Annotated in this window: 22 protein-coding genes; 6 read left to right on the top strand and 16 right to left on the bottom strand. The window is 73.6% G+C overall.

The window, feature by feature from the left end; all coding sequences use genetic code 11:
• Positions 1-5 precede the first annotated feature (5 nt).
• Complete coding sequence (locus ABD899_RS00855) at positions 6-680, bottom strand: hemerythrin domain-containing protein (RefSeq protein ID WP_345201255.1); 675 nt, start codon at positions 678-680, stop codon at positions 6-8.
• 84 nt (positions 681-764) lie between these two features.
• Positions 765-1,508 carry a CPBP family intramembrane glutamic endopeptidase gene (locus tag ABD899_RS00850; RefSeq protein WP_345201253.1) on the bottom strand — a complete coding sequence of 248 codons (744 nt, stop codon included), beginning with the start codon at positions 1,506-1,508 and terminating at the stop codon, positions 765-767.
• Positions 1,509-1,597: 89 nt separating this feature from the next.
• Between ABD899_RS00850 and ABD899_RS00845 the strand changes: the two genes are divergently transcribed.
• Positions 1,598-2,362: a hypothetical protein gene (locus ABD899_RS00845; protein ID WP_345201252.1), complete on the top strand. Its 765-nt coding sequence runs from the start codon at positions 1,598-1,600 to the stop codon at positions 2,360-2,362.
• Between the two features lie 50 nt (positions 2,363-2,412).
• Here ABD899_RS00845 and ABD899_RS00840 read toward each other — a convergent pair whose 3' ends face one another.
• Positions 2,413-3,015, bottom strand: a complete 603-nt coding sequence (locus tag ABD899_RS00840) for a DUF4126 domain-containing protein (protein ID WP_345201660.1) — start codon at positions 3,013-3,015, stop codon at positions 2,413-2,415.
• Positions 3,016-3,154: 139 nt separating this feature from the next.
• Positions 3,155-3,721, bottom strand: coding sequence for a dTDP-4-dehydrorhamnose 3,5-epimerase (rfbC, locus tag ABD899_RS00835; RefSeq protein ID WP_345201250.1), 567 nt, complete (start codon positions 3,719-3,721; stop codon positions 3,155-3,157).
• Between the two features lie 159 nt (positions 3,722-3,880).
• On the opposite strand from rfbC, the gene ABD899_RS00830 reads away from it, so the two are divergent.
• Both ABD899_RS00830 and ABD899_RS00825 read left to right on the top strand, forming a co-directional pair.
• Positions 3,881-4,516, top strand: coding sequence for a PIG-L deacetylase family protein (locus ABD899_RS00830; RefSeq protein ID WP_345201249.1), 636 nt, complete (start codon positions 3,881-3,883; stop codon positions 4,514-4,516).
• Positions 4,517-4,599: 83 nt separating this feature from the next.
• Positions 4,600-5,928 carry a glutamate-1-semialdehyde 2,1-aminomutase gene (locus ABD899_RS00825; protein WP_345201247.1) on the top strand — a complete coding sequence of 443 codons (1,329 nt, stop codon included), beginning with the start codon at positions 4,600-4,602 and terminating at the stop codon, positions 5,926-5,928.
• Positions 5,929-5,963: 35 nt separating this feature from the next.
• Here ABD899_RS00825 and ABD899_RS00820 read toward each other — a convergent pair whose 3' ends face one another.
• From ABD899_RS00820 to ABD899_RS00800, 5 genes are read right to left on the bottom strand one after another with little or no spacing between them, the layout of a single operon-like run.
• Positions 5,964-7,550, bottom strand: a complete 1,587-nt coding sequence (locus ABD899_RS00820) for a right-handed parallel beta-helix repeat-containing protein (RefSeq protein WP_345201245.1) — start codon at positions 7,548-7,550, stop codon at positions 5,964-5,966.
• The gene (locus ABD899_RS00815) at positions 7,550-8,713 is read right to left on the bottom strand and encodes a methyltransferase C-terminal domain-containing protein (RefSeq protein ID WP_345201243.1); all 1,164 of its coding nucleotides are present in this window, start codon (positions 8,711-8,713) and stop codon (positions 7,550-7,552) included. The genes ABD899_RS00820 and ABD899_RS00815 overlap by 1 nt, the downstream gene beginning before the upstream one ends.
• Positions 8,710-9,540, bottom strand: coding sequence for a glycosyltransferase family protein (locus ABD899_RS00810; RefSeq protein WP_345201240.1), 831 nt, complete (start codon positions 9,538-9,540; stop codon positions 8,710-8,712). The genes ABD899_RS00815 and ABD899_RS00810 overlap by 4 nt, the downstream gene beginning before the upstream one ends.
• A gap of 39 nt (positions 9,541-9,579) precedes the next feature.
• Complete coding sequence (locus ABD899_RS00805; RefSeq protein ID WP_345201238.1) at positions 9,580-10,812, bottom strand: methyltransferase domain-containing protein; 1,233 nt, start codon at positions 10,810-10,812, stop codon at positions 9,580-9,582.
• On the bottom strand, positions 10,809-11,846 hold the full coding sequence (locus tag ABD899_RS00800; protein WP_345201236.1) for an NAD-dependent epimerase/dehydratase family protein: 1,038 nt from the start codon (positions 11,844-11,846) through the stop codon (positions 10,809-10,811). The genes ABD899_RS00805 and ABD899_RS00800 overlap by 4 nt, the downstream gene beginning before the upstream one ends.
• Before the next feature lie 205 nt (positions 11,847-12,051).
• On the opposite strand from ABD899_RS00800, the gene ABD899_RS00795 reads away from it, so the two are divergent.
• From ABD899_RS00795 to ABD899_RS00785, 3 genes are read left to right on the top strand one after another with little or no spacing between them, the layout of a single operon-like run.
• Positions 12,052-13,359: an MATE family efflux transporter gene (locus ABD899_RS00795; RefSeq protein ID WP_345201232.1), complete on the top strand. Its 1,308-nt coding sequence runs from the start codon at positions 12,052-12,054 to the stop codon at positions 13,357-13,359.
• On the top strand, positions 13,356-14,279 hold the full coding sequence (locus ABD899_RS00790) for a glycosyltransferase family 2 protein (RefSeq protein ID WP_345201229.1): 924 nt from the start codon (positions 13,356-13,358) through the stop codon (positions 14,277-14,279). The genes ABD899_RS00795 and ABD899_RS00790 overlap by 4 nt, the downstream gene beginning before the upstream one ends.
• Positions 14,279-15,526, top strand: coding sequence for a polysaccharide pyruvyl transferase family protein (locus ABD899_RS00785; RefSeq protein ID WP_345201227.1), 1,248 nt, complete (start codon positions 14,279-14,281; stop codon positions 15,524-15,526). Before ABD899_RS00790 ends, ABD899_RS00785 begins: the two co-directional genes overlap by 1 nt.
• On the opposite strand, the gene ABD899_RS00780 is transcribed toward ABD899_RS00785, so the two are convergent.
• From ABD899_RS00780 to ABD899_RS00750, 7 genes are read right to left on the bottom strand one after another with little or no spacing between them, the layout of a single operon-like run.
• Entirely contained in the window at positions 15,453-16,172 is a 720-nt protein-coding gene (locus tag ABD899_RS00780) for a phosphatase PAP2 family protein (RefSeq protein ID WP_345201225.1), read from the bottom strand. The two genes, ABD899_RS00785 and ABD899_RS00780, sit on opposite strands and share 74 nt — an antisense overlap.
• Positions 16,169-17,371, bottom strand: coding sequence for a glycosyltransferase (locus ABD899_RS00775; RefSeq protein ID WP_345201223.1), 1,203 nt, complete (start codon positions 17,369-17,371; stop codon positions 16,169-16,171). The genes ABD899_RS00780 and ABD899_RS00775 overlap by 4 nt, the downstream gene beginning before the upstream one ends.
• Entirely contained in the window at positions 17,368-18,597 is a 1,230-nt protein-coding gene (locus ABD899_RS00770) for an O-antigen ligase family protein (protein ID WP_345201221.1), read from the bottom strand. Before ABD899_RS00770 ends, ABD899_RS00775 begins: the two co-directional genes overlap by 4 nt.
• Complete coding sequence (locus ABD899_RS00765) at positions 18,594-20,300, bottom strand: hypothetical protein (RefSeq protein ID WP_345201219.1); 1,707 nt, start codon at positions 20,298-20,300, stop codon at positions 18,594-18,596. The genes ABD899_RS00770 and ABD899_RS00765 overlap by 4 nt, the downstream gene beginning before the upstream one ends.
• Positions 20,300-21,892, bottom strand: a complete 1,593-nt coding sequence (locus ABD899_RS00760; protein ID WP_345201217.1) for a hypothetical protein — start codon at positions 21,890-21,892, stop codon at positions 20,300-20,302. Before ABD899_RS00760 ends, ABD899_RS00765 begins: the two co-directional genes overlap by 1 nt.
• A complete protein-coding gene (locus tag ABD899_RS00755; protein ID WP_345201215.1) occupies positions 21,889-23,991 on the bottom strand; it encodes an alginate lyase family protein in 2,103 nt (700 codons plus the stop codon). Before ABD899_RS00755 ends, ABD899_RS00760 begins: the two co-directional genes overlap by 4 nt.
• Positions 23,988-26,198, bottom strand: coding sequence for a bi-domain-containing oxidoreductase (locus ABD899_RS00750; RefSeq protein ID WP_345201213.1), 2,211 nt, complete (start codon positions 26,196-26,198; stop codon positions 23,988-23,990). Before ABD899_RS00750 ends, ABD899_RS00755 begins: the two co-directional genes overlap by 4 nt.
• Positions 26,199-26,229 lie beyond the last annotated feature (31 nt).

The raw sequence follows: 26,229 nt of genomic DNA, 5'->3' as shown, positions 1-26,229 counted from the left end.
CCGCGTCACGGCGTCGCCGTGCCGTGCACGAGCAGCGCCCGGCGCCGGAAGGCCCGCCGCGCCAGCACGGGGAGCACCCGGCGCACCGGCGCCGGCGCCCCGGACAGCATCCGGGTCACGACCTCGGGGTCGCCGTCGTGCTGGATCATGCCGAAGGTCAGCACCTGCTCGCCGCGGCGGGTGCCGGCGCGGGCTCGCGCGCCGACGGCATCCCACTCCGCCTGGCTCAGGCAGCGGGCCGCGATCGGCAGGAGGCGCTGCTCCTCGGCGTCGAGGTGCTCGGCGAGCGAGGCGTGGAGTGTGTCGAGGACGTCGGCGAGGTGGTCGCGCTCGGGGCCCCCGGCGGCGCGCAGCCACCGCGTGGCCGCGGCATCGGACTCCCTGAGCAGGGTGTCGACCCGCTCGTGCTGCGACTGCATGAGCTCGACGATCGGGGCCAGCTCGAGCGGGACCCGGGCGAGCAGGAGCGGCCACACGAGCTCGTCCTCCGCGGTGTGGTGGTGGTGCAGCGCGTGCCCGACGTACTCGAGGTGGGCGGCGACGACACGGGCGCGGCGGACGTCGCCGACCGGGACGCGGCGCACCGCGGCCCCCGCGAGGCGCAGCTCGCGGCGGAAGAAGGTGTGGACGGCCGGCATCTCGGCGGTGTCGAGGACGGGGGTGGTCGTCGTGCTCGTCATGGTCTGCTCCTCGTGGGCTGTGGTGGTGCCACCACCGTGGCCCGGGGGCCCTGCAGGTCGCTTGCACCCGTCTTGCACCGCCCGCTAGAGCCAGCCGACCTGCTCCCTGAGCAGCGCGTAGCCGACGAAGGCGACGACGTCGAGGACCGTGTGCGCGACGACGAGGGGCATGACCCGCCTCGTGCGGGTGTACAGCCAGCCGAAGACGAGTCCCATGACGAGGTTGCCGACGAACCCGCCGAAGCCCTGGTAGAGGTGGTAGGCCCCGCGGATGACGGCGCTCGTGACGATGACCTGCCAGGTGCCCCAGCCGACCTGGCCCCAGCGCCGGAAGAGGTAGCCGACCATGACGACCTCCTCGAGCACGGCGTTCTGGGCCGCGGCGAGGATGAGCACGGGCACGGTCCACCACGTCTCGGCGAGGTTGGCGGCGGCGACCGTCGTGTTGAGGTCGAGGGCCTTCGCGGCGGCGTAGAGCGCCAGGCCGGGGATGCCGATCGCGGCGGCGAGCAGCGCCCCGCGGGCGAGGTCCTGCCACGGGCGGCGCAGGTCGAAGCCCATCGTGTGCGGCTCGTCGGGGTCGTCGCGGCGCAGCAGGTGGAGGGCGAGCAGCACCGGCACGAGCGCGAGCACGATGCCGGTGAGCTGGTACGCGAGGTCGAGCCAGGGGCGGTCGGGGGTCACCGAGGAGTTCATCGCGGTCGTCTGCGACCCGAGGGCCTCGGCGCGGGTCAGCCGGTCGACGATGCGCAGCAGCGACCACACCGCGGACGCGCCGAGCGAGACCCCGAGCACGAGCCAGGTCTCGGTGAGGTGCTGACGGCGCATGGGCGACAGGGTATGCCGCGTGCCGCGGTCCGGGGTCCGGGGTCGGCCCGCCTACCATGGCGGTCCGTGGACGTGAGGAGTGCGCAGTGGTGACGATCTCGGGCCGACCGGCCCTCGGCCTCGTCGTGGTCGTCGTGGCGGCGGCCCTGTCCGCCTGCTCCGGCGACGGCGGGTCGGGCACGGCCTCCGCCTCCGGCACCGGTTCGTCGACGGCGACGGCGACGGCGACCGCGGGCCCCACACCCGTCTCGACGGCACCCACCGTCGCCGAGGTCTACCGGGAGGCGCGCACGGCGGCACTGTCCGCGGCATCCGGCCACGCGGTCGGAACCCAGACCCGCGAGGGCAAGACCCTGCGCATCGACGTCGAGGGCAACGCCGCCGGGTCGAACCAGACCGTCTTCATCACGACGCCAGAGGGCGGCACCGCCGAGGTGCGCACCGTCGACGGCGACTACTGGCTCGGCGGCGACGAGGCCTTCTGGGTGGAGCAGACCGGCGACGAGGCGGCCGGCCGGGACATGGTCGGCAAGTACGTGCAGATCACCGAGTCCGACGCGACCGAGCTCGGCTCGTTCACGCTGCGCAGCATCCTGTCCGAGAAGTTCGCGCTGCCCGAGTTCGCCGCGTTCGAGACCGACACCGGCCCGGTGGGCGAGGCCGAGGTCGAGGGTCGCGCCGCGTACGTCCTCGGCGAGGAGGGCGGGGCCCGCCTGTGGGTCTCCGCGGACGGCAGCGCGACGCTGCTGCGGGCCGTCGGCCCGCAGAGCGCGCCGTCCGACCTCGAGTTCAGCGACTGGGGCCGGGCGCAGGTGTTCGAGGCGCCGGAGTCCTCGCAGGTCGTCGAGGGCTGACGTCCGTCCGGATGCCGGTCCGCTCCCGCGGTCCTGCGGCCGGGTGTGGGTCAGACCGGGTCGTAGGCGGGGTCGCGGCGGGTCCGCCGCCAGCGGCGCACCCGCAGCCACATCCAGATGAGCAGCCAGGCGAGCAGCGCGAGCGCGATGATGACGAGCAGCGGGGCGATGAGCGCGATGAGGGTGAGGCCGAACGATGCGCCGTCCTCGACCGTCGACACGACCGGTGCACCCATGCCGACCGTCCCCGCGTTGACGACCGGGCGGGCGGCCATCTTGCCCGTGTGGACGAGACCCGAGATGACGACGCCGAGCACGACCGAGACCCACGGGTTCTCGGTCATCCACGTCGAGTTGTCGAGCTCGGAGGCCGCCGTCGACGCGGCGAAGATGAGCCCACCCATGCTCGGGCGGATGAAGGTCTGGATCGTGTCGTTGACGGTGTCGACGACGGGCACCTTGTCGAGGATGACCTCGGCGAGCAGGAGGGCCGCGCCGATGCCGATGGCCCAGTTGCTCTCGATCCACTCGTACCCGGCGGGGAGCGTGATGTAGTCGGTGAAGCGTGCGACGAGCGCGACGACGAGGAACGGGATGTAGGCGTTCAGGCCCGCGGCGGCGGACAGCCCCATCCCCGTGAGGGCAGCGAGCACGGTGGTGTCCTCCTTCGCGCCCACGACCGGACGGTCGTGCCGACGGTGCAACGCAGGCTGGCCAGATCCTAGTCCCGGTGGGTGGGGCGAGGCGGGTGGGTCGTGGCTGCTCGCGGTGGACCGGGGCGCGCCGGGGGAGTCACGTCACGGACGCCTCGATGCGCCGCAGCTGCGGGCCGAGCGCGGAGAGCGGCAGCGCACCCGCGTCGGCCTCCGACATCGCACTCACCTCGAGCGGCCACGGGATCGCGAGCGTCGGGTCGTCGTGGGCGATGGTGAGGTCCTCGGTGGGGTCGTGCTCCCGGGCGATGCGGTACGACGTGTCGGCCGGTTCGGTCAGCGCCTGGAAGCCGTGGGCGCAGCCGGGTGGGATGTACACCGACCGCTGGGTGTCACCGTCGAGGTCGAAGGAGAGCCACCGGCCGAACGCGGGCGAGCCGGGACGCAGGTCGACGACGACGTCGAAGACGGCACCGGACGAGCACCGCACGAGCTTGGCCTCGCCCAGCCCCACCCGCACGTGCAGCCCCCGGACCACGCCCCGGCGCGAACGCGACATGCTGTCCTGGACGAACGCGGCGGGGTCGACCCCCCCGGCGCGCGCCGCCGCTGCGTCGAAGGTGCGGCTGAAGAAGCCGCGGTGGTCCCGGTGCGGCGTCGGTGCGAACACGACGACGCCCGGGATCTGCGTGCGCGTGACCTGCACCGGCGGTCCCTCCTCTGCGGCCCTGCTCCGCCCTCGGAACGCCTCCCATCCAACCGCAGGCTGTGGCACCCTGACCAGAGACTGCGCGGAACCGGTGACAGGAGCGCTGACGATGAGCCCCACCCCGACGGCAGTGGCCGACCCCCAGCGACGGCACCGGTGAAGGCGCTGGCGCCCGCGGCAGGCCCTCTCCAGGTGCTGGCCGTCGGCGCGCATCCCGACGACATCGAGATCGGGTGCGGGGCGACGCTCCTCACGCTCGCCGCCCGCCCGGGCACGACCGTTCGGGGCGTGGTGCTCACGGGGTCCGACGCGCGGGTCCAGGAGGCGACCGGGGCGCTGGCGGCCTTCGTGCCGGGTGCCGCCCTCGAGGCGCACGCGTTCCCCGACGGCCGGCTCCCGGCCCACTGGGAGGCCGTCAAGGACGTGCTCCACGAGCTCGCCACGAGGGCGGCGCCGGACGTGGTGCTCTGCCCCGGGCCGGGGGACGCGCACCAGGACCACCGGCTGCTCGGGCAGCTCGTGCCCACGGTCTGGCGCGACGCCCTCGTGCTGCACTACGAGATCCCGAAGTGGGACGCCGACCTCCACCCACCGACGCACTACGTCCCGGTCTCGCCGGACATGGCTCGACGCAAGGTGGCGTTGCTCGACGCGCACTACCCGAGCCAGCACGACAGGGACTGGTGGGACGAGGAGCTGTTCCTGGGGCTGATGCGCCTGCGGGGTGTCGAGTGCAAGTCCCGGTACGCCGAGGCCTTCTCAGCACACAAGGTGGTGCTGGACCTCGGGTGAGGTCGAGTGTTCGTCCAATGCCTGACACGACAGCGCCGCTGCGGGCACAATGGACGCCACGTGCTGAGAGGGGGTGCCGCCTGATGGACTTCGCCCGCTCCGTGGCGGCCCAGCGCCGCCTCCATGAGCTCGTTCCCGGAGGAGCGCACACGTACGCGCGTGGCGCCGACCAGTACCCCGCGGACCAGGCGCCGGTGATCGTCCGCGGTCAGGGCGCCCGGGTCGTCGACGTCGACGGCAACGAGTTCGTCGAGTACGGGATGGGGCTGCGGTCCGTGACCCTCGGCCACGCGTACCGGCCGGTCGTCGACGCGGTCTGCCGGGCGGCGTCGGACGGGGTCAGCTTCACCCGGCCCTCGGTGCGTGAGCTGGAGGCGGCCGAACGGTTCGTGGAGCAGGTGCCGACCGCCGAGATGGTGAAGTTCGCCAAGAACGGCTCCGACGCGACGACCGCGGCCCTGCGACTGGCCCGCGCCGCGACCGGTCGTGACCTGGTCGCCATCTGCGGCGACCACCCCTTCTTCTCGGTCGACGACTGGTTCATCGGCACGACCCCGATGGATGCCGGCATCCCGCGCAGCGTCCGCGAAGCCACGGTCACGTTCCGGTACAACGACCTCGCGTCGCTCGAGGCGCTGCTCGACGCGCACCCGGGCCAGGTCGCCGCCGTCTTCCTCGAGCCGGCGACGTGCACCGCGGAGCCTGCCCCGGGGTTCCTCGAGGGGGTGCGGGCGCTGGCCGACCGCGACGGGTTCGTCCTCGTCTTCGACGAGATGATCACCGGTATGAGGTGGTCCGCGGCCGGCGCGCAGGCGGTCTACGGTGTGACGCCCGACCTGTCCACGTGGGGCAAGGCCCTCGGCAACGGGTTCGCCGTGTCGGCGCTCGCGGGCCGCCGGCACCTCATGGAGCTCGGGGGGCTGAGCACCGGTGAGCCGCGGGTCTTCCTGCTCTCGACGACCCACGGCGCGGAGACCACCGGCCTGGCGGCGTTCCTGGCGGTCAGCGACGCCTACCGCGAGCGGGACGTCGTCGGGGTCATGGAGGCCCGCGGCGCCGCGCTGCGCGCCGGGTTCCGGGCCGTGGTGGCCGACCACGGGCTCGAGGGCGTCGTCGAGGTGACCGGCCGGCCCTCGTGCCTCGTGTTCGGCACCCGTGACCACCGGGAGGTCCCGTCCCAGGCGTTCCGGGCGCTCTTCCTGCAGGAGATGCTCGCCCGAGGCGTCCTCGCGCAGTCCTTCGTCATCTCCGCGGCCCACACCGACGACGACGTCGAGCGCACCCTCGAGGCGGCCGACGGGGCACTTGCCGTCTACGCCAAGGCCATCGCCGCCGAGACGACCGACGGGTTCCTCGTCGGCCCGCCCGTGGCGCCGGCCCTGCGCCGGTACGCGGAGCCCCGCCGCTCCTGACCACGCCTCGTGGGTGGCACGCAACGGTGGTCCCGTCAGCCGATGGTGCTTCCGCGGTCCTGCCCGTAGGGCGCGCCCTGCCACTCGGAGAACGACACCGTCGTGGACTGGTCGACCACGAGGAAGCGCCAGGGCCCGCGATAGGTGTTGTCGAACCACAGGTTGTCCTGGTGCAGGGCGACGGCCTGCTGCACCCCCGGCCCGAGGTAGGGCGACCAGTCGGGGTAGCTGCCGTAGTTGGCCAGCAACGCGGAGGAGCCGCACAGGTTCGCCGCCGTGCACTCCGGCCCGACCTCTTCGGGGGAGAACACGAAGGTGTTGTCGTGGACGCGCAGGTGCTGCGTCTTCCACCGGCAGTCGTCGACGTAGGGCGTGCGGCGGATGACGTCCGGCGTTCGGCAGCGCGCGAGCGTCGCACGCGGGTTGACCAGGGTCGTGGCGTCCGTGCTCGTGTTGGCGGGCGACCCCGCGAAGCGGTCGGCGTTCTCCCAGGCGACCACACCACCCCAGTTGTCGACGAAGAGGTTCCCCGCGACCTCGAAGGTGCTGCGGTGCGCCGTGTCGACCCGCTCGTCCGAGCCCGACTCCGACACGTAGACGGCCGCCACCGGGAACCCCGGGGCGTCGCGCCACGCGCGCAAGGCGTTGCGCACGAACGTGTTGCCGGTGATGGCGGCGTTGTAGCTCGTCTCGAAGACGATGGCGGAGTCGTCGTTGTCCGCGAAGTGGTTGCCCCGGATGAGGAAGCCCGCGTTGTTCGTGTCGGCCCAGAGGCCCACACCACGGTTGTCGTGGATGGCGTTGCCCGTGATCGTCGCTCCACGGGTCTCCCAGAACTTGCCGCCGCCGGTGCAGCCGCACCCCTGCCTGCGCCGCTCCCAGTCGTCGGTGTTGTTCCCGGTGACCTCGTTGTCGCGGAAGGTGACGTCCCGCACCCCGTCGGGGGAGTAGGCGTTGAACCCGTACTGTCCGTTGTCGGCGAGGCAGCTGTCCTCGACGACGGTGCCGTCGCCGAGCATGACGCCGGCCCCGGCGTTCTCCCTCACGGTCAGGTGGGCCAGCACCCATCCCGGCCCCGCGTCGTGGTTGACGACGGCCTCGTCCGAGTTCGTGCCCGGGCGTCCGAAGTGCTCGATGGTCAGGTGCTCGATGTGCACGTCGGCTGCCTGCCCCGTGAAGGCGTAGCGGTTCAGCCGGCGGCCGTCGAGGACGGCTCCGGGTGCACCGACGTAGCGGTTCCCCGCCTTGGGGACGACCTGGTCGTACTCCCCGTCGTCGAGAAGGTGGCGCCCCGGCGCGAGCCAGAACGTCGTTCCGGGCGGGCTGGCCTCGGTGAGCCGGCCCAGGTGCTCGGAGGTCGGGACGACGACCGCGCCGTCCGGCGGGCTGGACGGCCCGCGCAGCTCCGGTGAGTCGCACACCGCCGGGGGCGGGTCCGGCGCGGGCGTCAGGGTGGTGGTCGGCGTGGCCGACGCCGATCCGGCGGCCACGGCCGTCGGGGTCGCCGAACCCTCTGGTCCGGCGGCCCGGCGCGAGGAGTCCACACCGATGACGATCGCGAGGGCGACGGCGACGGCGACGCCGACGGCGGGCGGCGCCCACGACCGCTGGGGACGGAGCATCAGGGCAACGACAGCTCACGGGGCTCGGGGAGCGGTGCCCAGAGCCGCGGCTGCCACCCGCTGCCCGCACTCATCCGGGCCAGCTGGGCCGCCACCTCATCGACGATGTCCCAGGTGAGGACGATGACGTCCTCGGGCCGGTCGTCGACGAGGTACTGCACGGACCGGATGGGAACGCCCGCGCCGGGCACCCGGCGCCCGCCCTTGGCCGGTGAGAGGTCGACCGTGTACGGCAGCAGGCCGGCACCCACCCCCGAGAGGGCGAGCAGGACCGGAGCCTTGGACGGGGCGCCGTAGCCGGCGACCCGTCGGCCCTCGCCGCGCAACAGCTCGAGGTGCGATCGGAACTCCCTCGCCGCACGGGCGCCGCGTGCGCCGAGCGCCTCGAGCGTCTCCAGTCGGTCGAGGCCCGCGGCCCGCTCCCGGGCGAGCACCTCCTCGACCCCGGGGTCGACGACCGGTGCCTCGTCGGCGCGCGCTGCCGTGAGCCGCACGCTGCCGCCGTACACGTCCACGAGCTGGACCCGGGTGACGGTGAGCCCGTGCCGGGCGAGGAGGGGGCGTGCCGCGAGCACCGACAGGTAGACGAAGTGGCCGTGCCGGATCGTGTCGATGAGGGTCTGCTCGACGACCGGGAGCACGTGGAAGAACTCGCAGACGAACCGCCCCCCGGGGGCCACGCGGGCCGCATGGGCGGCGAGGACCGGGTTCGGGTCCTCGCCGTGCATGAGGTGGTGCACGTCGACGACGAGGTCGGCCCGGCCGTCGGGGGGAGCCTCGAGCAGTCCCGCCTCGAGGAACCGCGGCAGCCAGGAGGCACCGTGCGAGCTGTCGAGCTCGATGACGGTGGCGCCGGGGCCGATGCCCTCCGCGGCGAGCACCTCGGTCACCGAGGTGCGGGCGTGCTGCAGCGCGGTCGCCGAGTCGACGGCCAGCTGGGGCTCGGGGAACGCCCCGCGCCCCGGGCCGAGCTGCACGAGGAGGCACGAGGGGCACATGTGCAGCGTCAGCGGCCACGTCGGGTCGGGACCCGGCTCGTCCGCCCGCGGGAACTGGTCGGAGGCCGGCACCTCCCCGAGGTCGAGCACGAGCGGTGGGTCGGGCCGGCCACAGGCCCGGCACGCGAAGGTGCCACTCGCGGGCAGGGAGTCGGTGACCGTCACACCGGGATCGCCACGTCGACGGGGTTGGTCCGCCTGCCCAGGGCCAACCGGTCCGCACGCCAGACGGCCCACGGGCACTCGCCGTGGCGGTACATCTCCTCCAGGGCCGCGCGCTCCTTGAGCGTGTCCATGGGCGCCCAGAAGCCCTCGTAGGGCACCGCCCGCATCCGCCCCACCGCCGCGGCGTTGACGCACGCGTCCATGACGAGGTCCTGGTCCGGGCCCATGAAGTCGAAGATCTCCTGACGCAGGACGAAGTAGCCGCCGTTGATCCGGAAGGCCATGTCGGCCGCGGGGTGGAAGCCGGCGATCGTCGTCTCGTCCCGCAGCTCGAGCACGTGGAAGGAGTCCTGGGGGCGCACCGCGAGGAGCGAGCCCACGGCATCCGTCGGGAGGAACTCGTCGATGATCGTGTTCATCGGGGCGTCCGTGAGCACGTCCCCGTAGTTCGCGAGGAAGACGTCGTCGTCCTCGAGGTGGTCGCGCACCCGTCGCAGCCGCTCCCCGATCGGGGTGTCGATGCCGGTGTCGATGAAGGTGATCTTCCAGTCGGAGATGTCGCTGCCGAGCAGCTCGACGTGCGCCCCGCCCTTGGTGAGCACGAAGTCGTTCGACGCGGTCTCCTCGTAGTGGAGGAAGTAGTCCTTCACCGAGTGGGCTCCGAAGCCGAGCGCGAGGATGAACTCGGTGTGCCCGAAGTGGGCGTAGTAGCGCATGACGTGCCACAGCACCGGGCGGCTGCCGATCGGCATCATGGGCTTGGGCAGCGACTCCGGGCCGGAACGCATGCGCATCCCGAGCCCACCACAGAACAGAACGACCTTCATCCCGGACCCTCCCTGCAGAGGTCTTGGCGGATTGTTGCGTCAGATGACCTCGAGGTGCGGCAGTGCCACGACGAGGCGACCACCCCAGTCCGTGACGACGGGGGCGAGCTGGGCGGAGATCTCCTCGCGGAGGTTCCACGGCATGATGAGCACGTAGTCGGGTCGGGCCGGGGCGAGTGCCTCGACGGGATGGATGGGGATGTGCGTGCCGGGAAGGAACTTCCCGTGCTTGAACGGGTTCCGGTCGACCGCGAACCGCACGAGGTCGGACCGGATGCCGCAGTGGTTCAGGAGCGTGTTGCCCTTGCCGGGGGCGCCGTACGCCACCACGGTCTCCCCGCGGCGCGCGCAGAAGATGAGGAACTCGAGCAGGTCGTTGCGCACCTCGGCGACCTGGCTGGCGAACCCTGCGTGCCCCTCGACCGTGCCGAGGCCGGCCGCGGCCTCCGCGCCGAGCAGGCGCTCGACCTCCGGGGAGGGCTGCGGTGCGTGCTCGGTGGGTGCCGACCAGGTGCGCAGGGACCCGCCGTGTGTCGGGAGCTCCTCGACGTCGACGACGGTCAGCCCGGCGGCGGCGAGCACCCGCTGGGTCGTGAGCAGCGACAGGTAGGAGTAGTGCTCGTGGTAGATCGTGTCGTACTCGTTGCCCTCGATGAGCCGCAGCAGGTGCGGGATCTCGATGGTGACCCGGCCGGTGTCGGCGACCAGCGCCCGCAGCCCCTTGGCGAAGTCGACGATGTCGGGCACGTGGGCGAAGACGTTGTTCGCGGCGACGAGGTCGGCGGGCCCGTGGGCGGACCGCACCTTGCTGCCCGACTCCTCTCCGAGGAAGAACACCTCGGTGGGGATGCCCTTCTCCAGGGCCGCCTCCGCGACGTTCGCCGCGGGCTCGATGCCCAGGCACCGGATGCCGCGTTCCACGACGTGCTGGAGTAGGTAGCCGTCGTTGCTCGCGACCTCCACGACGAAGGAGCCGGGACCCAGGCCGAGCCGCTGCGCGGCGTCGTCGACGTAGGCCTTCGCGTGCGCGACCCACGAGTCGCTGTACGAGGAGAAGTAGGCGTAGTGGCTGAAGATCTCCTCACCCGAGATGTAGGCCGGGAGCTGGACGAGGAGGCACTCGGAGCAGATGCGCACGTGCAGCGGGTAGAAGGTTTCACCCCGGTCGAGCTCGTCGGCCGCGAGGTAGCTCTCGCAGGGAGGCGACATGCCGAGGTCGACGAAGGTCACCGTGAGCTCCGCGCGGCACAGCCGGCAGAGGGGGGCGCTCATCGGGCCACTCCCGCCGTCGTCATCCGGAGGTTCTCGTCGAGGCGGCCGGCGCCCATGAGCTCACGGATCCGGGCGAGCCGCACGTAGCGGGCCCCCTCGAAGTCGTCGGCGGTCAGGCCGTACTCGCGCATGTGCGCCACGAGCTGGGCGATGCCCTGGGGGACCGTCCACTGCGGCCGCCAGGCGGGAAGGAGCCGGTTGATCTTGGCGAAGCTGACCCGGTAGTTGCGGGCGTCGGGGCCGGCGCCCTCGGCGAAGGTGACGGGGCAGTCGGTCTGCTCGGCCACCTGGAGGGCGATGGTTCGGATCTGCACGACGTCCTCGTCGCGGCCGACGTTGAAGGCCTGGTCGTGGACGACCCCACGCGGCGCCTCCACCACGGCGAGGGCCGCGCTCGAGATGTCCGACGCGTGCACGAGTGGCCGCCACGGGCTGCCGTCCGACTGGAGCCTGACCTCGCCGCGGGTCAGGGCGGTGCCGGTGAGGTTGTTGACGACGATGTCGGCCCGCAGCCGCGGGGACGATCCGTAGGCCGTCGCGTTGCGCAGGTAGGTCGGGCTGAAGTGCTCACCCGCGAGCGCCGACAGGGCCCGCTCGGCCATGACCTTGCTCTCGCCGTAGGGGGTCACCGGGTTGAAGGGTGACTCCTCGTCGACGGGGGCGTCCCCGGCCGCGCCGTAGAGGCTGCACGACGAGGCGAGGACGAACCTGGGGACGCCGGCGGTCCTCGCCGCGCGGGCTGTGACCTCCGCGCCGTGGGCGTTGACCGAGTACGTCGCACCGGGGTTGAGGTGCCCGATGGGGTCGTTCGAGATCGCCGCGAGGTGGACGACCGCGTCGAACCCCTCGAGGTCGTCGGGGCCGAGGTCGCGCACGTCGCCGACCCGCTGCTCGTAGTCGTCGACGAGGGGGCCGAAGTCGCACCCCTCGTACCAGCAGGCGTCCAGACCCACGACCTCGTGGCCCGCGGACCGGAACGTGGGGACGAGGACCTGGCCGATGTAGCCGCGGTCACCGGTGACGAGTACACGCATGGACGACACCCCTGCCTTCGGTCTGTGGACAGCATGCTGCCAGTCCGACGACCGCTGCGTAAGGGGTTTGGAGAACATTGTTCTCTAACGCCTCAGTCCCTATCATCGTGACGGAGGTGGCCCATCGGACAGTACGCCGGTTCGTGCCCGACGAGCGGTGACCCGGACGGGTAGGTGTGACGCGGTGCGGATGCGTGCAGGGCGCATGGTCGCTGTGACCACGGGGTGGTTCGCGCCCGTGGCACGGCTCGGCTGGGGTGTCGCGGACCAGGGTGTCGCGAGCCTCGGCAACTTCGCGTTCTCGATCCTGGTTGCAAAAGCACTGTCCCCGAACGAGTTCGGCGCCTTCGCGCTCGCCTGGGTCACCTACGGCATGCTTCTCAACCTCTCGCGAGGACTGGCGACGGACCCCTTGGTGGTGCGCTTCAGCCATGGCGGTCACTCGGCCTGGCGGTCAGCCGTGCAGGCCTCGACGGGAACGGCCGTGGCGGTGGGCGCGGTGAGCGGTGTCGTGTGCGTCGGCGTGGGATCCGTTCTGTCCCAACCGCTCGGTACGGCTGTCATGGCGCTCGGGGTCGTGCTCCCGGGCCTGCTGCTTCAGGACGCCCTGCGCTTCGCGTCCTTCGCGGCAGGGCGGCCGGCCGTCGCCTTCGCGAACGACGTCGTCTGGGCAACGCTCCAGACCCTCTCTGCGGCAGCGCTGTACCTGACCTGCCACGTCACCGTCGCAACCGCCACGCTCGCGTTCGGGGCCACCGCGCTCGTCGCCGCCATGGTCGGGTGGCTCCAGCTGCGGGTCCTGCCCCACGTGGGCCGGGTGCGCTGGTGGCTCGTGACCCAGCGCTCCCTCGCCCTGCGGTACGCCGCCGAGAACCTCAGCATCAGCGGCGCCCGCCAGCTGCGGATGACGCTGCTCGGGGTCATCGCCGGGCTCGCGGCCGTCGGGCAGGTACGGGCGGCCGAGATCCTCATGGGCCCCTTCATGGTCATCCTCATGGGCGTGAGCCAGGTGGCGGTGCCCGAGGGGGTGCGGGTGCTGCAGCGCTCGGGGCACCGGCTCCTGCGGTTCAGCCTGCTCCTCGGGTCGGTCCAGGCCCTGGCGGCGGTCGCCTGGGGCGCCCTCATGATCGTGCTCGTCCCCCGGGGGCTCGGTGAGCTCCTGCTCGGCGAGCTGTGGGTGGGAGCGTACGCGCTGCTGCTGCCCGTGCTCATCAACATGGCGGTGGGCTGCTTCGAGAACGGCGCGATGACCGGGGTCCGGGCCCTCGGCGCGGCGCGCCACAGCCTCGCCGCCCAGCTGTCGAACGCCGCGCTGTACCTCGTGGGCGGTGTCGGCGGAGCCGTCCTCGACGGCGCCCGCGGCTCGTGCTGGGGCGTCGCGTGCGCCACCACCATCGCCACGGGGATCTGGTGGAGCCGACTGCTCCGGGCTTACCACGAGCACGACTTCCACGACCGCCGCGACGAGCCGTCGTCGCGTCCCGCCGCAGTCACCGTCCAGGAGGCCCAGTGACATCCACGTCCGAGATCCCAGTCCTGACCCCGTCGTCCGAGGGCCGGGTGCCCGCGGTGACCCTCGGGCTCCCCGTCCACAACGGGGAGCGGTACCTCCGCCTGTCGCTGGACAGCCTTCTCGCGCAGACGTTCACCGACTTCGAGCTGATCATCTCGGACAACGCCTCGACCGACGGCACCGCCGAGATCTGCCGTGAGTACGCCGCGCACGACCGGCGGATCCGGTATGTGCGCCAACCGACGAACATCGGCGCGGGGCCGAACCACAACATCCTGCCCCCGATGGCGAGGGCACCGTACTTCAAGTGGGCGTCGCACGACGACGTCTACGACACCGAGCTGCTCCGCAAGTGCATGGAGGTGTTCCGCATGCACCCCGACGCGACGTTGGTGCACTGCTGGGACGCCCGGATCGACCCCGAGGGCAACCGCCTGCCGGAGCGGCCGTACACCCTCGACACGGCCAACCCGTCACCCGCGGCCCGGCTGCGCAGCCTGCTCCACACGGACGGCGGCGACGACTTCTACGGCGTCATCCGCACCGACGTGCTGAGACGGCTCGGGCCGCACGGGAGCTACTTCAACGCCGACCGGGTCTTCGTGGCCGGGCTGTCCCTCTACGGGCCGTTCCACCAGGTGCCCGAGGTGCTCTACTTCCGGCGCGAGCACCCCAACCGGTTGAGCCGAGCCTCGACCCGTGACCGGGCGGCCGGGCTGGACCCGTTGCGGCGCAGCCGTCTTCGGCACCCGGAGGTGCGCCTCTACGGTGAGTACGTCGCGGGCTACTACCGCACGATCCGGAGGGCGCCCCTCAGCGCCGCCGACCGGTGGCGCTGCAACGTCGAGGTCACCCGCTGGGTCGGCACCGTCACCGCACGCATCGGTCGCACCCGTCAGCTGCACGTCCCGGTCACGTGATGGCGGTCGCGCCGACGCAGCCGCTGCGCGTCGGGCTGTACGGCTTCTTCGGCATGGGCAACCTCGGCAACGAGGGCTCCCTCGCGGCGGTCGTCGCGCACCTGCGGGCCGCACACCCCGACGTGCAGGTCGTGTGCTTCGGGGCCGATGCCGCCCAGGTCGAGCGCGAGCACGGCGTCCCCGGGCGGCAGCTCATGGCGTTCCGGGCACGTCCGGGCGACCGACGGCTGGTCACCCGGGCGCGCAAGGTGCTCGGGCGCCTGTGGGACGTGCCCCGGACGGTGCGGATGGTGGGCCAGGTCGACGTGCTCGTCGTCCCGGGCACGGGGGTGCTCGAGAGCCGTCTGATGTCCACCCCCTGGGGCCTTCCCTACTGGATGGCCATCGCGTTCACGGCCTGCCACCTGCGGGGACGGCCCAGTGCCCTCGTCAGCGTCGGAGCCGAACCGGCGACCCGCGCCGCGACCCGCCTGCTCATGCGGCAGGCGGTGCGGTCCGCCACCCACGTGACGTACCGCGACACGGCATCCGCGCAGGCCGCCCGCGGCATGGGGGCGGCCGGGCGTCCCGGCACCGTCGCCCCGGACGTCGCCTTCGCCCTGCCGGACCCCGTCGGCGTCGCCGTGCGACCCGGTCACGTCGTCGTCGGGGTCATGTCCTACTCGGGCGCGGCCGACGACCCCGGGCGCGGCCCCGAGGTGGCCGAGGCGTACCGCGCGCGGATGACGGAGGTCGTCACCCGGCTGCTCGACGGCGGCCACACCGTCACCTTCCTCGTCGGGGACCGGGCCGACCTCGGGCTCGCCGAGACGCTCGAACACAGGGTGCGCGAGGCGCGGCCCCTCCTCGGCGACTCGCTGACGACGTCCCACGCACGCGACCTGGCGGGCCTCATGACCGAGATGGCCGCGGCCGAGGTCGTCGTCGCGACGCGGTTCCACAACATCATCTGCGCCCTGAAGGCCCGGCGCCCGGTCGTCTCGCTCGGCTACGCCGGCAAGAACGCCGACCTGCTCGAGCGGTTCGGGCTCGAGGGGTTCGACCAGCCGGTCGACGCCTTCGACGTCGAGCGGGTGCTTGCCGACGTCGACCGCCTCCTCGCGACGCAGGACGCCGTCACCCGGGTCATCGCCGCGGCGCTCGTCGACGTCGAGCGCGACGTGGCAGCGCACCTCACCGCGGTCTCGTCCGCGCTGCTCGGCTCCGACGAGGGGGTCCGGCCGTCGCCGAGCCGCTCGCTGGCGTGAACGGCAGCCGTGGTGCGAGCGCGAGCACGACGACGCCGACGAGCACGCCCCCGACGACGTCGGTGAGCCAGTGGGCGGTCTGGACGAGCAGGGCCCACGCCATGACGGCGCCCCCGAGACCCACGAGCGACCAGGCGAGGGGACCCGGGTGCTCCCGCACGAGCAGCGCCGTGCAGCCGCCGAGGAGCAGCACCATGACGACGTGCCCGGACGGGTAGCTGCCACCGAGCGCGCCGAGGTCGCCGTGGGTGTCTGCCCTGCCGACGAGGCCCTTGAGGGTGAGCGTGAGCAGAGCCCCGGTGGTGACGACCGCCGCGACCGAGAGCACCGGCCACCACGAGCGCCGCACGAGGCCGAGGACCACCGCCAGCACGACGACCAGCGCACCGGTGATACGCGGCCGCAGACCCTCGACGACGGTGTCCACGCGGACCTGGAGGGCACCCCACTCGTCGTTCGGCCGGAACAGCTCCCTCGCCCGGTCGTCCAGTGGCACGGTGCTCCCGGAGGCGACGAGCGCCGACAGGGCGAGGAGGACGCCGAGGGCGACCGCGGCGGTCGCGACGGCACGTCCGCCCGGAGGCCGGCGCGGTGACCCGGCGGCACGCGCGGAGACGTCGCCGGCCTGCAGCTCGGGCGCCGTCATCGGTCCCGGACCACCGGGTGCGTCGTCGCGAAGCGGTAGATCTCGACGAGCCGGTCCACGCCGCGCTCGAGCGTGAACCGCCGCTCGTACGTCCGGCGACCGCGCCGGCCCATCTCGACGTACGAGCCCGGGTCGGCGTCCGCGCCCGCGATGGCGAGCGCCAGGCCCTCGGCGGACCCGGGGCGGAAGAGCGTGCCGTCCACGCCGTCGTCGACGAGCTCGGGGAAGGAACCGGAGGCCGGCGCGACCGGGGCGACGGATGCGGCCATCGCCTCCACGGCGACCAGCCCGAACGTCTCCTCCCACTGCGAGGGAACGAGGACGGCGATCGACCGGGCGAGCAGGGGCCAGACCTCCTCGCGCGGGACCAGGCCGAGGACGTCGACCGAGGGGTGGGTGCGGGCCCACGCCCGGACCGGCCCGTCGAGCGGCCCGCCGCCCGCGACGGCGAGCCGGAGGGTCGAGTCGGGGTGCCGGCGCCGGAAGGAGTCCCACGCCGCCATGAGCAGGGGAACGCCCTTGGCCGCGTCGAGGCGACCGACGTAGGTGACGCACCGCTCGCGCTCACCGGGCACCGGTCCCGGCTCGGGGACGAAGTTGTGCTTGACGAAGACCCGGTCCGCGGGCAGGCGCAGCGGCGCCATGAGGTCACGCTGCGCACCCGAGATGAAGACGTAGGCGGACACGAGCCGGCGCCACGCGTCGCGGTTGGCGACCGAGCCCAGGACGACCGGTGCGGTGGCCAGGCGGCTGCCGCGGTAGCACCCGTGGAGCAGGCCCGGGGCGCCACGCCCGTCCGCGCAGTCGTGGCAGGGCCGACCGTCGCGGAAGAAGTCGCCGCTCGCGCAGAGCAGCTTGTAGTTGTGGATCGTCGCGACGACCGGCACTCCGACGTCCGCGCAGGCCTGCAGCACCGAGGGGCTGAGCAGCGGGAAGGTGTTGTGCACGTGGACGACGTCGGGTCGCTCCCGCTCGAGGTGCCGGGCCAGGTCACGGCGCGTCCCCCGGTCACGGACGCTGCGCAGCGGTAGTCCCGCCTTGCGGGGCAGCGACCAGGCGGCGATGTCGTCGCTGTGCCGCTCGAAGGTGCTGACGCGGTGGCCGGTTCGACGCAGTGCTGCCCGCTCCTGGTCGACGACGTGGTTCTCCCCGCTCGGCGCGGTCGAGCGGTACCTCCCGTGCACGACGACGACCTTCACGGGGCCACCCGCTGCGGGGGTCGGACGAGGAGGGAGGCCGCGACGACGAGGTCGAGGAGGTAGGGAGAGGCGTCACTGAGCCCGGTCTCGGTGAACGACGCCACGGTGCAGTAGACGACGAGGAAGAGGGCGACGGCCCGTCGCGGACCGCGCACGTGGGTGGCGGCCATGAGCAGGAGCAGGACGAGGATGCCGGCCTCGACGACGATGCCGAACCAGCCCTGGTCGAGGTAGGTCGCCACCCAGTTGCTGTCGACCGCCAACCCCCGGAAGGACTTGTTGGACAGGCCCGAGCCGAAGAACTGCTCCAGCGTGGGCCGGGGGGTGGCGAAGACCTCGGACCACACCTTGGTGCGTCCGGTCAGCTGGGTGGCGTCCTGGGCGGACTGCCCCCGGGCGAGCCAGGTGACGATCTGCGGGGCGAAGAGGAGCACCGCCGCCCCGAGGCCGAGCAGGGTCGAGGCCGACACACGACGCACTCGGGCGTGACCGAGGAACAGGCTGGCTGATGCGATGGCCAGGCCGACGACGGCGCCGGCGATGGCGGTCCGGGTGTGCGTCCCGACGAGCACGCCCACGGTCACGATGCCCGCCAGGAGCGCGTGTCGGCCGGTGATGACCCGGCACATCCACAGGATGACGGAGGTGCCGAAGAGCACGGCGGCGTAGTGGGCCACCTGGGGCGGCGGCATCGGCCACACCGCACCCGAGAGCCGCCCCTCGAACGAGAAGGCCTTGCCGGGTGCGAGGGCGGCCCCGATGACGACGGTGCCGAGGGCCCCCCAGAGGCAGAGCCGGTGGGCCCTGAGCAGGACCATGTCGCGCCGTCCCCACCACGGCGTGAGCAGCCACAGGCAGGTCACGAAGGCGATGAGGCGCAGCCCCCGGTAGACCGAGCCGAGGACGAACTCGTTGTGCAGGCTCGCGACGAGCGACATGACCGCGAGCACGCTGAGCAGGACGAGGAGGTGGTTCGGCCGGATGAGGAGCCGGCGGTTGAGCACGAGGGCGAGCCCGAGCGCGAGCACGAGCGACCCCTGCGCCAGGGCCTGTGCGATGCTGCGCGGGATCGGGACGAGGGTCGGGTTCGCCGATGGCGCCAGCACGTTGAACAGCAGCAGGGCCCACACGACCAGCAGCAGCCGCGGGATGCGACCCGCGCTCGTCACGAGGGTGCCCCCCGGCGCGGTCGCCCGGAGCGCCAGCGGCGCGCGCCGGGTGCTCATCGTCGCCCCGCGGACCGTGGCGCGCTCGCCTCGTCCGCTGCCTCCGGCTCGTCGGGGATGCCGGCTGTCGAGTCCGTGGTGTCGGAGCCCGTCATGAGGGCGAAGGGCAGGGCGATTCCTGCGGCGTGCACCACCTCGGCGATCGTGGAGAGCAGCTCGGCCCGGTTCCTGCCCGCGGTGACGAGGGGCACGACCCGATCCACCCAGGACGCGAGGTTCGCGATGTCCATCCCGGGGTCGATCTCGACGAGGACGAGCACGACGTCCGCGTCACCCCAGGCCCCGCGCAGCCGGTCCTGCTCCTGGAGGTCGATGACGGCGCCCGAGCCCGGCCGCCCCGGCCCGCGGGACAACCACGGGACGCCGGAGGGACGGAAGACCGGGGTGCCCTCCTCGTCGGGGTCCGCGAGGGCCCCCGACTCGCTGAGGTCGACGAGGAGCACGGTGAGCCCCCGGCCCACCAGGCGGCTGCCGAGCGCGCGCAGCACGAGCGCGGCGGCGCGCGCGTCGTCGATGGCGGCGAGCCCCACCCCGGTCGTGGCCGCGCGGATCCGCTGGGCCGTGAGGGCCTCGGGTGCCGGCGCCCGGCCCGGGCGGGCGGGTGGAGCCGGCCGGCTCCGGGCGCGGGGCAGCGCCTGCGCCAGGGCGTCGGCCAGCACCGCGGCACCCGGTGCCGGCGCTCCCCGGCGGCGCAGGTGCCCCCGGAGGAGTCGTGCCGCCCGGGGGACCCGGTCGAGCGCCGAGGCGGCTCCGGCCGCCGTCGAGGCCACGAGTCGTCCGAGCCAGCTCGTCGGTGCGCCGACCGTGCGCACGCTGGCACGGACGGGCACCCCGAGGGCCCGCGACACCTCGCGGCGGGTGCGGGCACGGTCGGACGTCAGGGCGCGGAAGACGACGAGACCGAACCCCAGCGCCGCACCGACAATGACGCCCGAGCCGAGGTGGAGGACGACGGCCTTGAGCCGGGAGTGGGGTACGGGGTAGGGGTCGTCGACGACGTGGGTCGACGAGATGGCGGCGTCGGTCGAGAACGAGGCGTCCTCGATGGCACGTTGGGTGGCGTTGATCTCCGAGCTGAGCTGGGTGCGGGCGCTGAGCAGGTCCGTCGCCCGCGTCCGGGACGCGGCGTCCGTGCCACCCAGCTCGTTGTACTCGCGGGTCACGTCCTCGAGCTGGGCCTGCAGCTCGACCACCTGCTCCTGGTAGCCACGCACGAGTCCGCCCGAGAGGGAACGGAGCTGGTCACTGCGGAAGTCGAGGAAGCCCGAGACGAGGGAGTCGGCCCGCTGCAGTGCCGCGGCGTCGGTCGGGCCCGTGACGGAGACCTCGAGGATCTGGTTGGTCACCGGTTCCGCCGACACCGTGGAGAGGAAGGCGTCCGGGCTCAGGTCCAGCGTGAGGTCGGCGATGACGCGCGTGGCGACGGCGCGGGTCTCGAGCAGGCTCACGTCGGTGGCCATCGCGGAGGGGTCGCTCGCCGTCGGGTGGACGAGCAGGATCGTCGCGGTGGCGACTCCACCGGGTGGGCGGACGACGAGCACGGCCAGGGCGGCGAGGCCCCCGAGCACCGCGAGCAAGACCCAGGTGCGCCAGCCGCGGCGCAGCGCGCCGAGCAGCACGTGCCAGGTCGTGAGCAGGGGTCGCGGAGCGCCGGCCACGTCCTGGTCGGTCACCTCGTCCTCGATCCGCCACCTCGTGTCCATCACGGGCGGCTCCCGCCCCGGGCCCTGGACCCGCTCGGCCGGCCGTTCGCCGGTGCCTGCTGCGAGCGCGACGCGACCTCGGCGACCGGGGTGGCGGGCGTCGGCGCGTTGCGGGGCTCACGGGGGACGAGGCGCCCGGTCGTGCGGTCCAGCGCGTCGGGGTCGCTGACGACGACGCCCTCGACGAAGTAGCCCGCGGCATCCGCGACCACCATGACCGCTGCGAGCCCGGATGCCGTGGCTCGCCCGGCGCTCACGGCGAGCAGGGCGAGCGCACCGGCGGCGTCGGCGGGGTCCGGCTGGGGGTGGTCGGCGTCGAGCACGACGAGGCGGACGACGAGGTCGGCCCCGACCGGCTCGTCGTGCCGGGTGGTGACGGTCAGCCCGCGGCGTGGCGGCCCTTCGTCACGGGTGCGCGAGCACGCGGCCCACAGCGCCATCGCCGACTCGTGGAACTGGGCCGCGACGAGCGCCGTGTCGATGCCGGTCGATGCGGCGAAGGAGGCCAGCTGCGGCGCCGTGGCGAGGGCGCCGTGGTCGTCGGAGAGGCAGATGACGACGACGGTTCGTGGAGTGCCCGTGCCGGTCTCGGGCGACATGACCCGACGCGCGAGCCGACGGAGAGCCCACCCGTCGACGTTGTCCGGTGCGTAGGAGTGCAGGACCTCGGTCCAGCCGCTCGCGCTGCGTGCCGGGCGGCTCGCCACGGAGGCGACGACGGGCACGCCGACGGCATCCGCGATCTCGTCCCGGGAGCGCAGCTTGAGGTCACGGCGCGTCGTGAGCACGAGGTAGGCCGCCGTGAGCAGCAGCGCCAGGCCGGCACTGCCCGGGACGAAGGTGAGGAGCCGGTTGAGCAGGTCCGAGCTCTCCGCCGGCGAGGCGTGCTGCATGACGCTGGCCGGCACGGAGAGCGGTCCGCTGCCGGTCGTGCCCTCGCCCTCGAGCTGCGTCGTGAGGTCGTCGAGCTCGAGGACGGTGCCCGCACGCTGGGCGGTGAGCTCGGAGAGCGTCGCCGCGTCGGCCCGGCCCTCGGGGGAGGCCCGGCCCTCGACGGCCAGGCGGTCGGAGGTCGTCCTGATCTCGGCCTCGAGGGCCTGGAGGCTGGCGGTCAGCGTCGCCTCCCGCTCCTGCAGGGCCGCCTGGCGCTCCCGCGTCAGGGACGTCGACGCCTCCCGGAGGTAGGCGACGTGGGCCTCGGCGAGGGCCGACGACAGCGCCTCGGCGTCGTCGGCGGTCCGCCCCGTGGCGGTGAACCGCAGCACGGTGGGGGCCGGTGCGGTGATCTCCACCCGGTCGGCCACGCCTGCGGCGTCGAGGGGTGGGTCGACCCTGCTGCCGGCGCGGCCGAGGACCTCGGCGCTCTCGGCGATGAGCACCTGCGTCTGGGCGTCGTACGTCGCGGTGTCCGCCGAGCCCGGCGTCGCACTCGCGGGCAGCAGGACGATGCCGGTGCTCGCGTGCAGCGGTGGGTTGAGGTAGAGCACCCCCACCCCCGCCGCGGCACCGACGACCGCGGCAGCGGCGAGGGTGCCTCCCCGCCGGCGCAGGATCGCCCACGTCGACCGGAGGTCGACGACCTGCTCGCTCACGGCCTGTCCCCCCGTCCGGCGCCCACGGCCTCGGGCGACGGGGCGGGCGCCCCGGCATCGGCCGGGTCGGCGGCGCGGGCCGTGGTGGTCGCGTCCGGGCCGCCGGTGGTGGGCAGGGCGAGCTCGGTGCGCAGGGTCAGGGTTCCGACCCAGTCGCCCACCCCGACGAGCGTCGTCGTGGGGACGCGGGTGCCGAACCTCGGGGAGTACCAGCCGAGGGGCGGGTCGGTCTCGCCGCGGTGCGCCGACCACTCGAGGGCGATCGGCAGCCTCAGGTGGCCGACGTGGGTCCTGCCGTCACGTCCGGTCCAGGTCAGCCGCGCGGCGCCGTCGACGAGCTCCGCCGTCACGTCCGGGCCGAGGTGCCAGAACATCCGCTGCCCGTGCTGCCGGCTGCCGGTCAGGGTGTCGGTGACGAGCAGCCGGGGCCCGGTGGCGTCGAGGACGACCTCGCGGTCGTGGCACAGTGCGGCGTCCAGGCGCGAGTACGCCGTGTGGTGGGCCGCCCACACCTGCGGCCCCTGCGGTCCGGTGACGGCGAGGTCGAGCACGGCGTCGGCGTGCTGTGCCCACATGAACGGGCCCGCCTCGAGGGCCTGGTCCTCGCCGTCGACCTCGACGGTGTTGTGGGCCCGCGTGGACCGGAAGTAGCTGCGCCACTGCGGCTCACCGTGGTAGCAGTACGTGCCGGGGTCGACGAGCAGCTCGACGCCGTCGTGCCGCACCTCGATCGACAGGGCGTCGGCGTGACCGTGCGCCGCGATGGAGAGGAACCCGTGGGGGCCGCCGTCGCAGCGACACCAGACCTCGGGCCCGTCGGCCGGCGAGGTGCGCAGGACGTGCAGCCCGGCATCCGGGAACCCTCGCGGGGCGACGGCGGGCCGCGCGGTCACGGTGCGCGCCGGCGCGACCGCGCCGAGCAGGGTGCCCATGACCCCCGGTGCCACCGGCGGCCACCAGTCGCAGGGGCCGAGCGTGCCTGCGCCGCAGGCCAGCAGCACGGCCCACGGGTCGGCGTCCGGGGCGTCCAGGACGAGGGCTCGCCCCTCGTCACCGTCCCCCTGTCGCGGCGGGGCGCCGGCCGCGTCGAGCAGGGCGGCAGCGGCGTCGAGCGAACGCGCGAGGAGCGACCGGGTCGCGTCGTCGAGGGGCTGCCCGGCTGCCTCGGTCTCGACGAGGGCGACGAGCCCGAGCTCGGTGACGAAGCGGTGGTAGTCGGTGGCGAGCTCGCGGTTCAGGCCGCTGGGGAAGGTGTTCGCGTCCAGCTCCCGCGCCAGCTCACGGCTGGCGTCGAGGCGCCAGCCCTCGCTCTCGGGGAACCACGGGAGGGCGCACGCCGCCACGAGCCGGCCCACGGACTCGGCCACCGCGTGGTTGTTCGCGGAGGACCCCCGGCTGTGGAAGGCCGCGAGGTGCTCCTGGTGCCAGTGCAGCTGCGCGAGGGCCTGCGGGTTCTCCTCGAACAGGTCGGCCACACCGGGCCAGTCGTCGAGGAGCCGGCGTACCCACACCCAGCTGACGAGCCGCACGCCGAGCTCGATCCCGCTCGTCCAGTGGATGCCGGTCAGGAAGGGGTTGGCGCCCCACCAGGACCGCAGCTGGGCCGCGACGACGTCGGCGTACCGGGTGTCACCCGTGAGCCACCAGGCGGCAGCGAGCACGGTGAGGTGGTGGTGGCGGGAGAGCTCCCACACCGACTTCACGTTGCCCGTGACGGCCTCGTCGCGGTGGTCGATGCCGAACGCCAGCGCGGAGTCCGGGGCGCGCCGGCCCGTCACGGGGTCGTGGAACCAGTCGGGGTCCACGACGTCGGGTCGGGGCGTGCCGAGCACCTCCCAGTCCCCGGCGAGCAGGCGGTCGGCGGCGGCGACGAGCCGTCGCGCGGCCTCGGGCGCGACGTGCGCCCGGGCCGCGCGCGGGACCGGGCTCGCGAGCCCCCGGGGGGTCAGCAGGGCCCCCGCCGGGGGCGCCGCCTCGCCCGGTCGAACTTGGCGCTCGGCCCAGCGCGCCTGCCGCATCCGGTCGCCGACCCGGGTGATGACCTCTTCCGGGGACATCCGGCGGAGCCGCTGCGCGTACCACTGGACCGAACGGCTCATGGGGCCACCGCCCCACCGCTCGTGAGGCTCTCTCCCACGGCGATCGTCGTGCGGGTGGTCGCGACGAGCGACTCCAGGCCGATGGGCATGGCCGCACCGACGCGGACCGCCTCGACGAAGGCGTCCAGCTCGGCGCGCTGGCCCTTGTCCTGGCCGACGAGGGACCGCTTGGTGTCGCGACCGCCCCCGGTCCACACGGTGGCGCGGGAGAAGTTGTCGAGCCGGGCGTTGCGCCCGCCGCCGGAGACGTCGAGGGTCTCCTTCGGCACCCGCGCGTCGCCGTCGGTGGAGTAGGTGATCGTCGCCAGTGAGCGGTCGCCGAAGCGGATCGTGGCCTGCAGGTCCGCCCCGTCGGGGGTGCCCAGGGCCCAGACCTCGACGGGGTGCTGGCCGACCCACCAGCTGACGGTGTCGATGAAGTGCCCGCCCTCACCGAGGAACCGGGAGCCCTCGAGCTGCTCGTCGAGGTACCAGCTGCCGGCGGCCAGCCGGCCGGCGTTGACGAGGTACCTCGCGCTCAGCGGGGAGCCGGCCGTGCCGAAGCGCTCCCGCATCCCGACCAGGAGCGGGGCGAAGCGCCGGTTGAAGCCCACCATGAGCCGGTCGTTCCCGGTGCGCGCGACGACCTCGAGGATGCCGTCGACCTCGGCTCGGGTGAGCGCCAGCGGCTTCTCGACGAAGACGGCCTTGCCCTGCTCGAGGGCCCGGCAGACGAAGGCGGCGTGGGAGTGGTGGCGGGTCACGACGAAGACGGCGTCGATCGACGGGTCGGCCAGCACCTCGTCGGCGTCGGTCGTCGTCCCCTCGAACCCGAAGGTGCGCTGGGCGTTGACCGCCGACAGCGACCGCGTCGTGGCGACCCGGGTGAGGGTGACCCCGGTGTGCTTCGCGAGGTGGGGCAGCAGCATCGAGGACGCATGGCTGCCGGCGCCGACGAACCCGACGCGCACCGTGGACGTCGTGGGCCGGGTGGGCCGGAGGGGGAGCGACGGGACCGCCACCGCCCCCGACCCGACCGCGGTGCCGGTTGCGGGGCCGGCCGTGGAGCCGGTTGCGGAGCCGGCCGGGGGGTCGACGCGCGGGTACTCGAACAGGAAGCCCACGCCGCGCAGGGAGCCGGTGCGCAGCTGCTCGTAGACCTCGGCGGCGTCCACGACCGGCCGGGTGCCCGACACGAGCGAGGAGACCTCGAGCGAGGCGCTCGCGATGAGGTCCAGGAAGCAGCCGAGGTTGCGCCGCTCGGTCCAGCGGACGTAGCCGGCGGGGTAGTCGATGCCGTCGAGCTCGTAGCGGTCGTCGTAGCGGCCGGGGCCGTAGGAGCGCGAGAAGCGGACGTCGAGCTCCTTCTCGTAGTAGGCGTTCCACGGCAGGTCGAGCCGGGTCTTCCCGATGTCGACGACACGGGCCCGGTCACGGGCCAGCCGTGCGGCGAGCTCGACCGGCCCGTTGCTGTGGCCTCCGGCGGCGAGGAAGACGTGGTCCGCCCCGAGGCCCCCGGTCGCCGTGCGGATGACCTGCTCGATGTAGGCGGCGCCCTCGTCGTCCGGCGCGGCGCAGCTCACGGCACCGGCGGACTCGGCGAGCCGGCAGCGCTCGTCGACGGTGTCGACACCCACGACGTGCACCCCGGCCGCCACGAGCAGCCGCACGACGAGCTGGCCGACGAGCCCGAGACCGATGACGCACGCCATCTCGCCGAGCTGCGGCTCCCCGCGGCGCACCCCCTGCATCGCGATGGCCCCGACGGTGGCGAAGGCCGCGTGCTCCGGGGCGACGCCCTCGGGGACCGGCACGCAGAGGTTGACCGGCACCCAGTTGACCTCGGCGTGCAGCGCGAACTCGTTGCCGGCCGCCGCGACGAGGTCGCCGACGGCGAACTCCTCCGCGCCGGCCCCGACCTCGATGACGACACCGCACAGCGAGTAGCCGAGCGGGGTGTAGCTGTCGAGCCTGGTCATCGCCTTCCGGTAGGTCGCGACCGGTCCCTGCTGGGACATCGAGTCGAGCACCTTCCTCACCTGGTCGGGCCGGGCCCGGGCCTTGCCGAGGAGGGACAGGCGGGCCTCGGTGACCTTCATCAGCTCGGTGCCGGTGGAGATGAGGGAGTACAGCGAGCGGACGAGGACGCCTCCGGGCCGGCACGCCGGCTCGGGCACGTCGAGCACGACGAGCTCGCCCGACCGGTAGTTCTGCCCCACCTGCTTCATCGCGTCCTCCTCGGTCGTCCGGGCTGCTGCC

The sequence above is a fragment of the Fodinibacter luteus genome, assembly GCF_039541575.1.
GTDB classification, from domain to species: domain Bacteria; phylum Actinomycetota; class Actinomycetes; order Actinomycetales; family Dermatophilaceae; genus Fodinibacter; species Fodinibacter luteus.
The sequence above is the reverse complement of the archived record's forward strand: the minus strand, read 5'-3'. Positions and strand labels throughout refer to the sequence as shown.

Coding starts and splice junctions, on each gene's coding strand:
- ABD899_RS00800 (WP_345201236.1), bottom strand. CDS start 11,846: ATGCGTGTACTCGTCACCGGTGACCGCGGCTACATCGGCCAGGTCCTC.
- ABD899_RS00855 (WP_345201255.1), bottom strand. CDS start 680: ATGACGAGCACGACGACCACCCCCGTCCTCGACACCGCCGAGATGCCG.
- ABD899_RS00820 (WP_345201245.1), bottom strand. CDS start 7,550: ATGCTCCGTCCCCAGCGGTCGTGGGCGCCGCCCGCCGTCGGCGTCGCC.
- ABD899_RS00780 (WP_345201225.1), bottom strand. CDS start 16,172: ATGACGGCGCCCGAGCTGCAGGCCGGCGACGTCTCCGCGCGTGCCGCC.
- ABD899_RS00785 (WP_345201227.1), top strand. CDS start 14,279: ATGGCGGTCGCGCCGACGCAGCCGCTGCGCGTCGGGCTGTACGGCTTC.
- ABD899_RS00805 (WP_345201238.1), bottom strand. CDS start 10,812: ATGAGCGCCCCCCTCTGCCGGCTGTGCCGCGCGGAGCTCACGGTGACC.
- ABD899_RS00795 (WP_345201232.1), top strand. CDS start 12,052: ATGGTCGCTGTGACCACGGGGTGGTTCGCGCCCGTGGCACGGCTCGGC.
- ABD899_RS00850 (WP_345201253.1), bottom strand. CDS start 1,508: ATGCGCCGTCAGCACCTCACCGAGACCTGGCTCGTGCTCGGGGTCTCG.
- ABD899_RS00770 (WP_345201221.1), bottom strand. CDS start 18,597: ATGAGCACCCGGCGCGCGCCGCTGGCGCTCCGGGCGACCGCGCCGGGG.
- ABD899_RS00810 (WP_345201240.1), bottom strand. CDS start 9,540: ATGAAGGTCGTTCTGTTCTGTGGTGGGCTCGGGATGCGCATGCGTTCC.
- ABD899_RS00765 (WP_345201219.1), bottom strand. CDS start 20,300: ATGGACACGAGGTGGCGGATCGAGGACGAGGTGACCGACCAGGACGTG.
- ABD899_RS00750 (WP_345201213.1), bottom strand. CDS start 26,198: ATGAAGCAGGTGGGGCAGAACTACCGGTCGGGCGAGCTCGTCGTGCTC.
- ABD899_RS00755 (WP_345201215.1), bottom strand. CDS start 23,991: ATGAGCCGTTCGGTCCAGTGGTACGCGCAGCGGCTCCGCCGGATGTCC.
- ABD899_RS00825 (WP_345201247.1), top strand. CDS start 4,600: ATGGACTTCGCCCGCTCCGTGGCGGCCCAGCGCCGCCTCCATGAGCTC.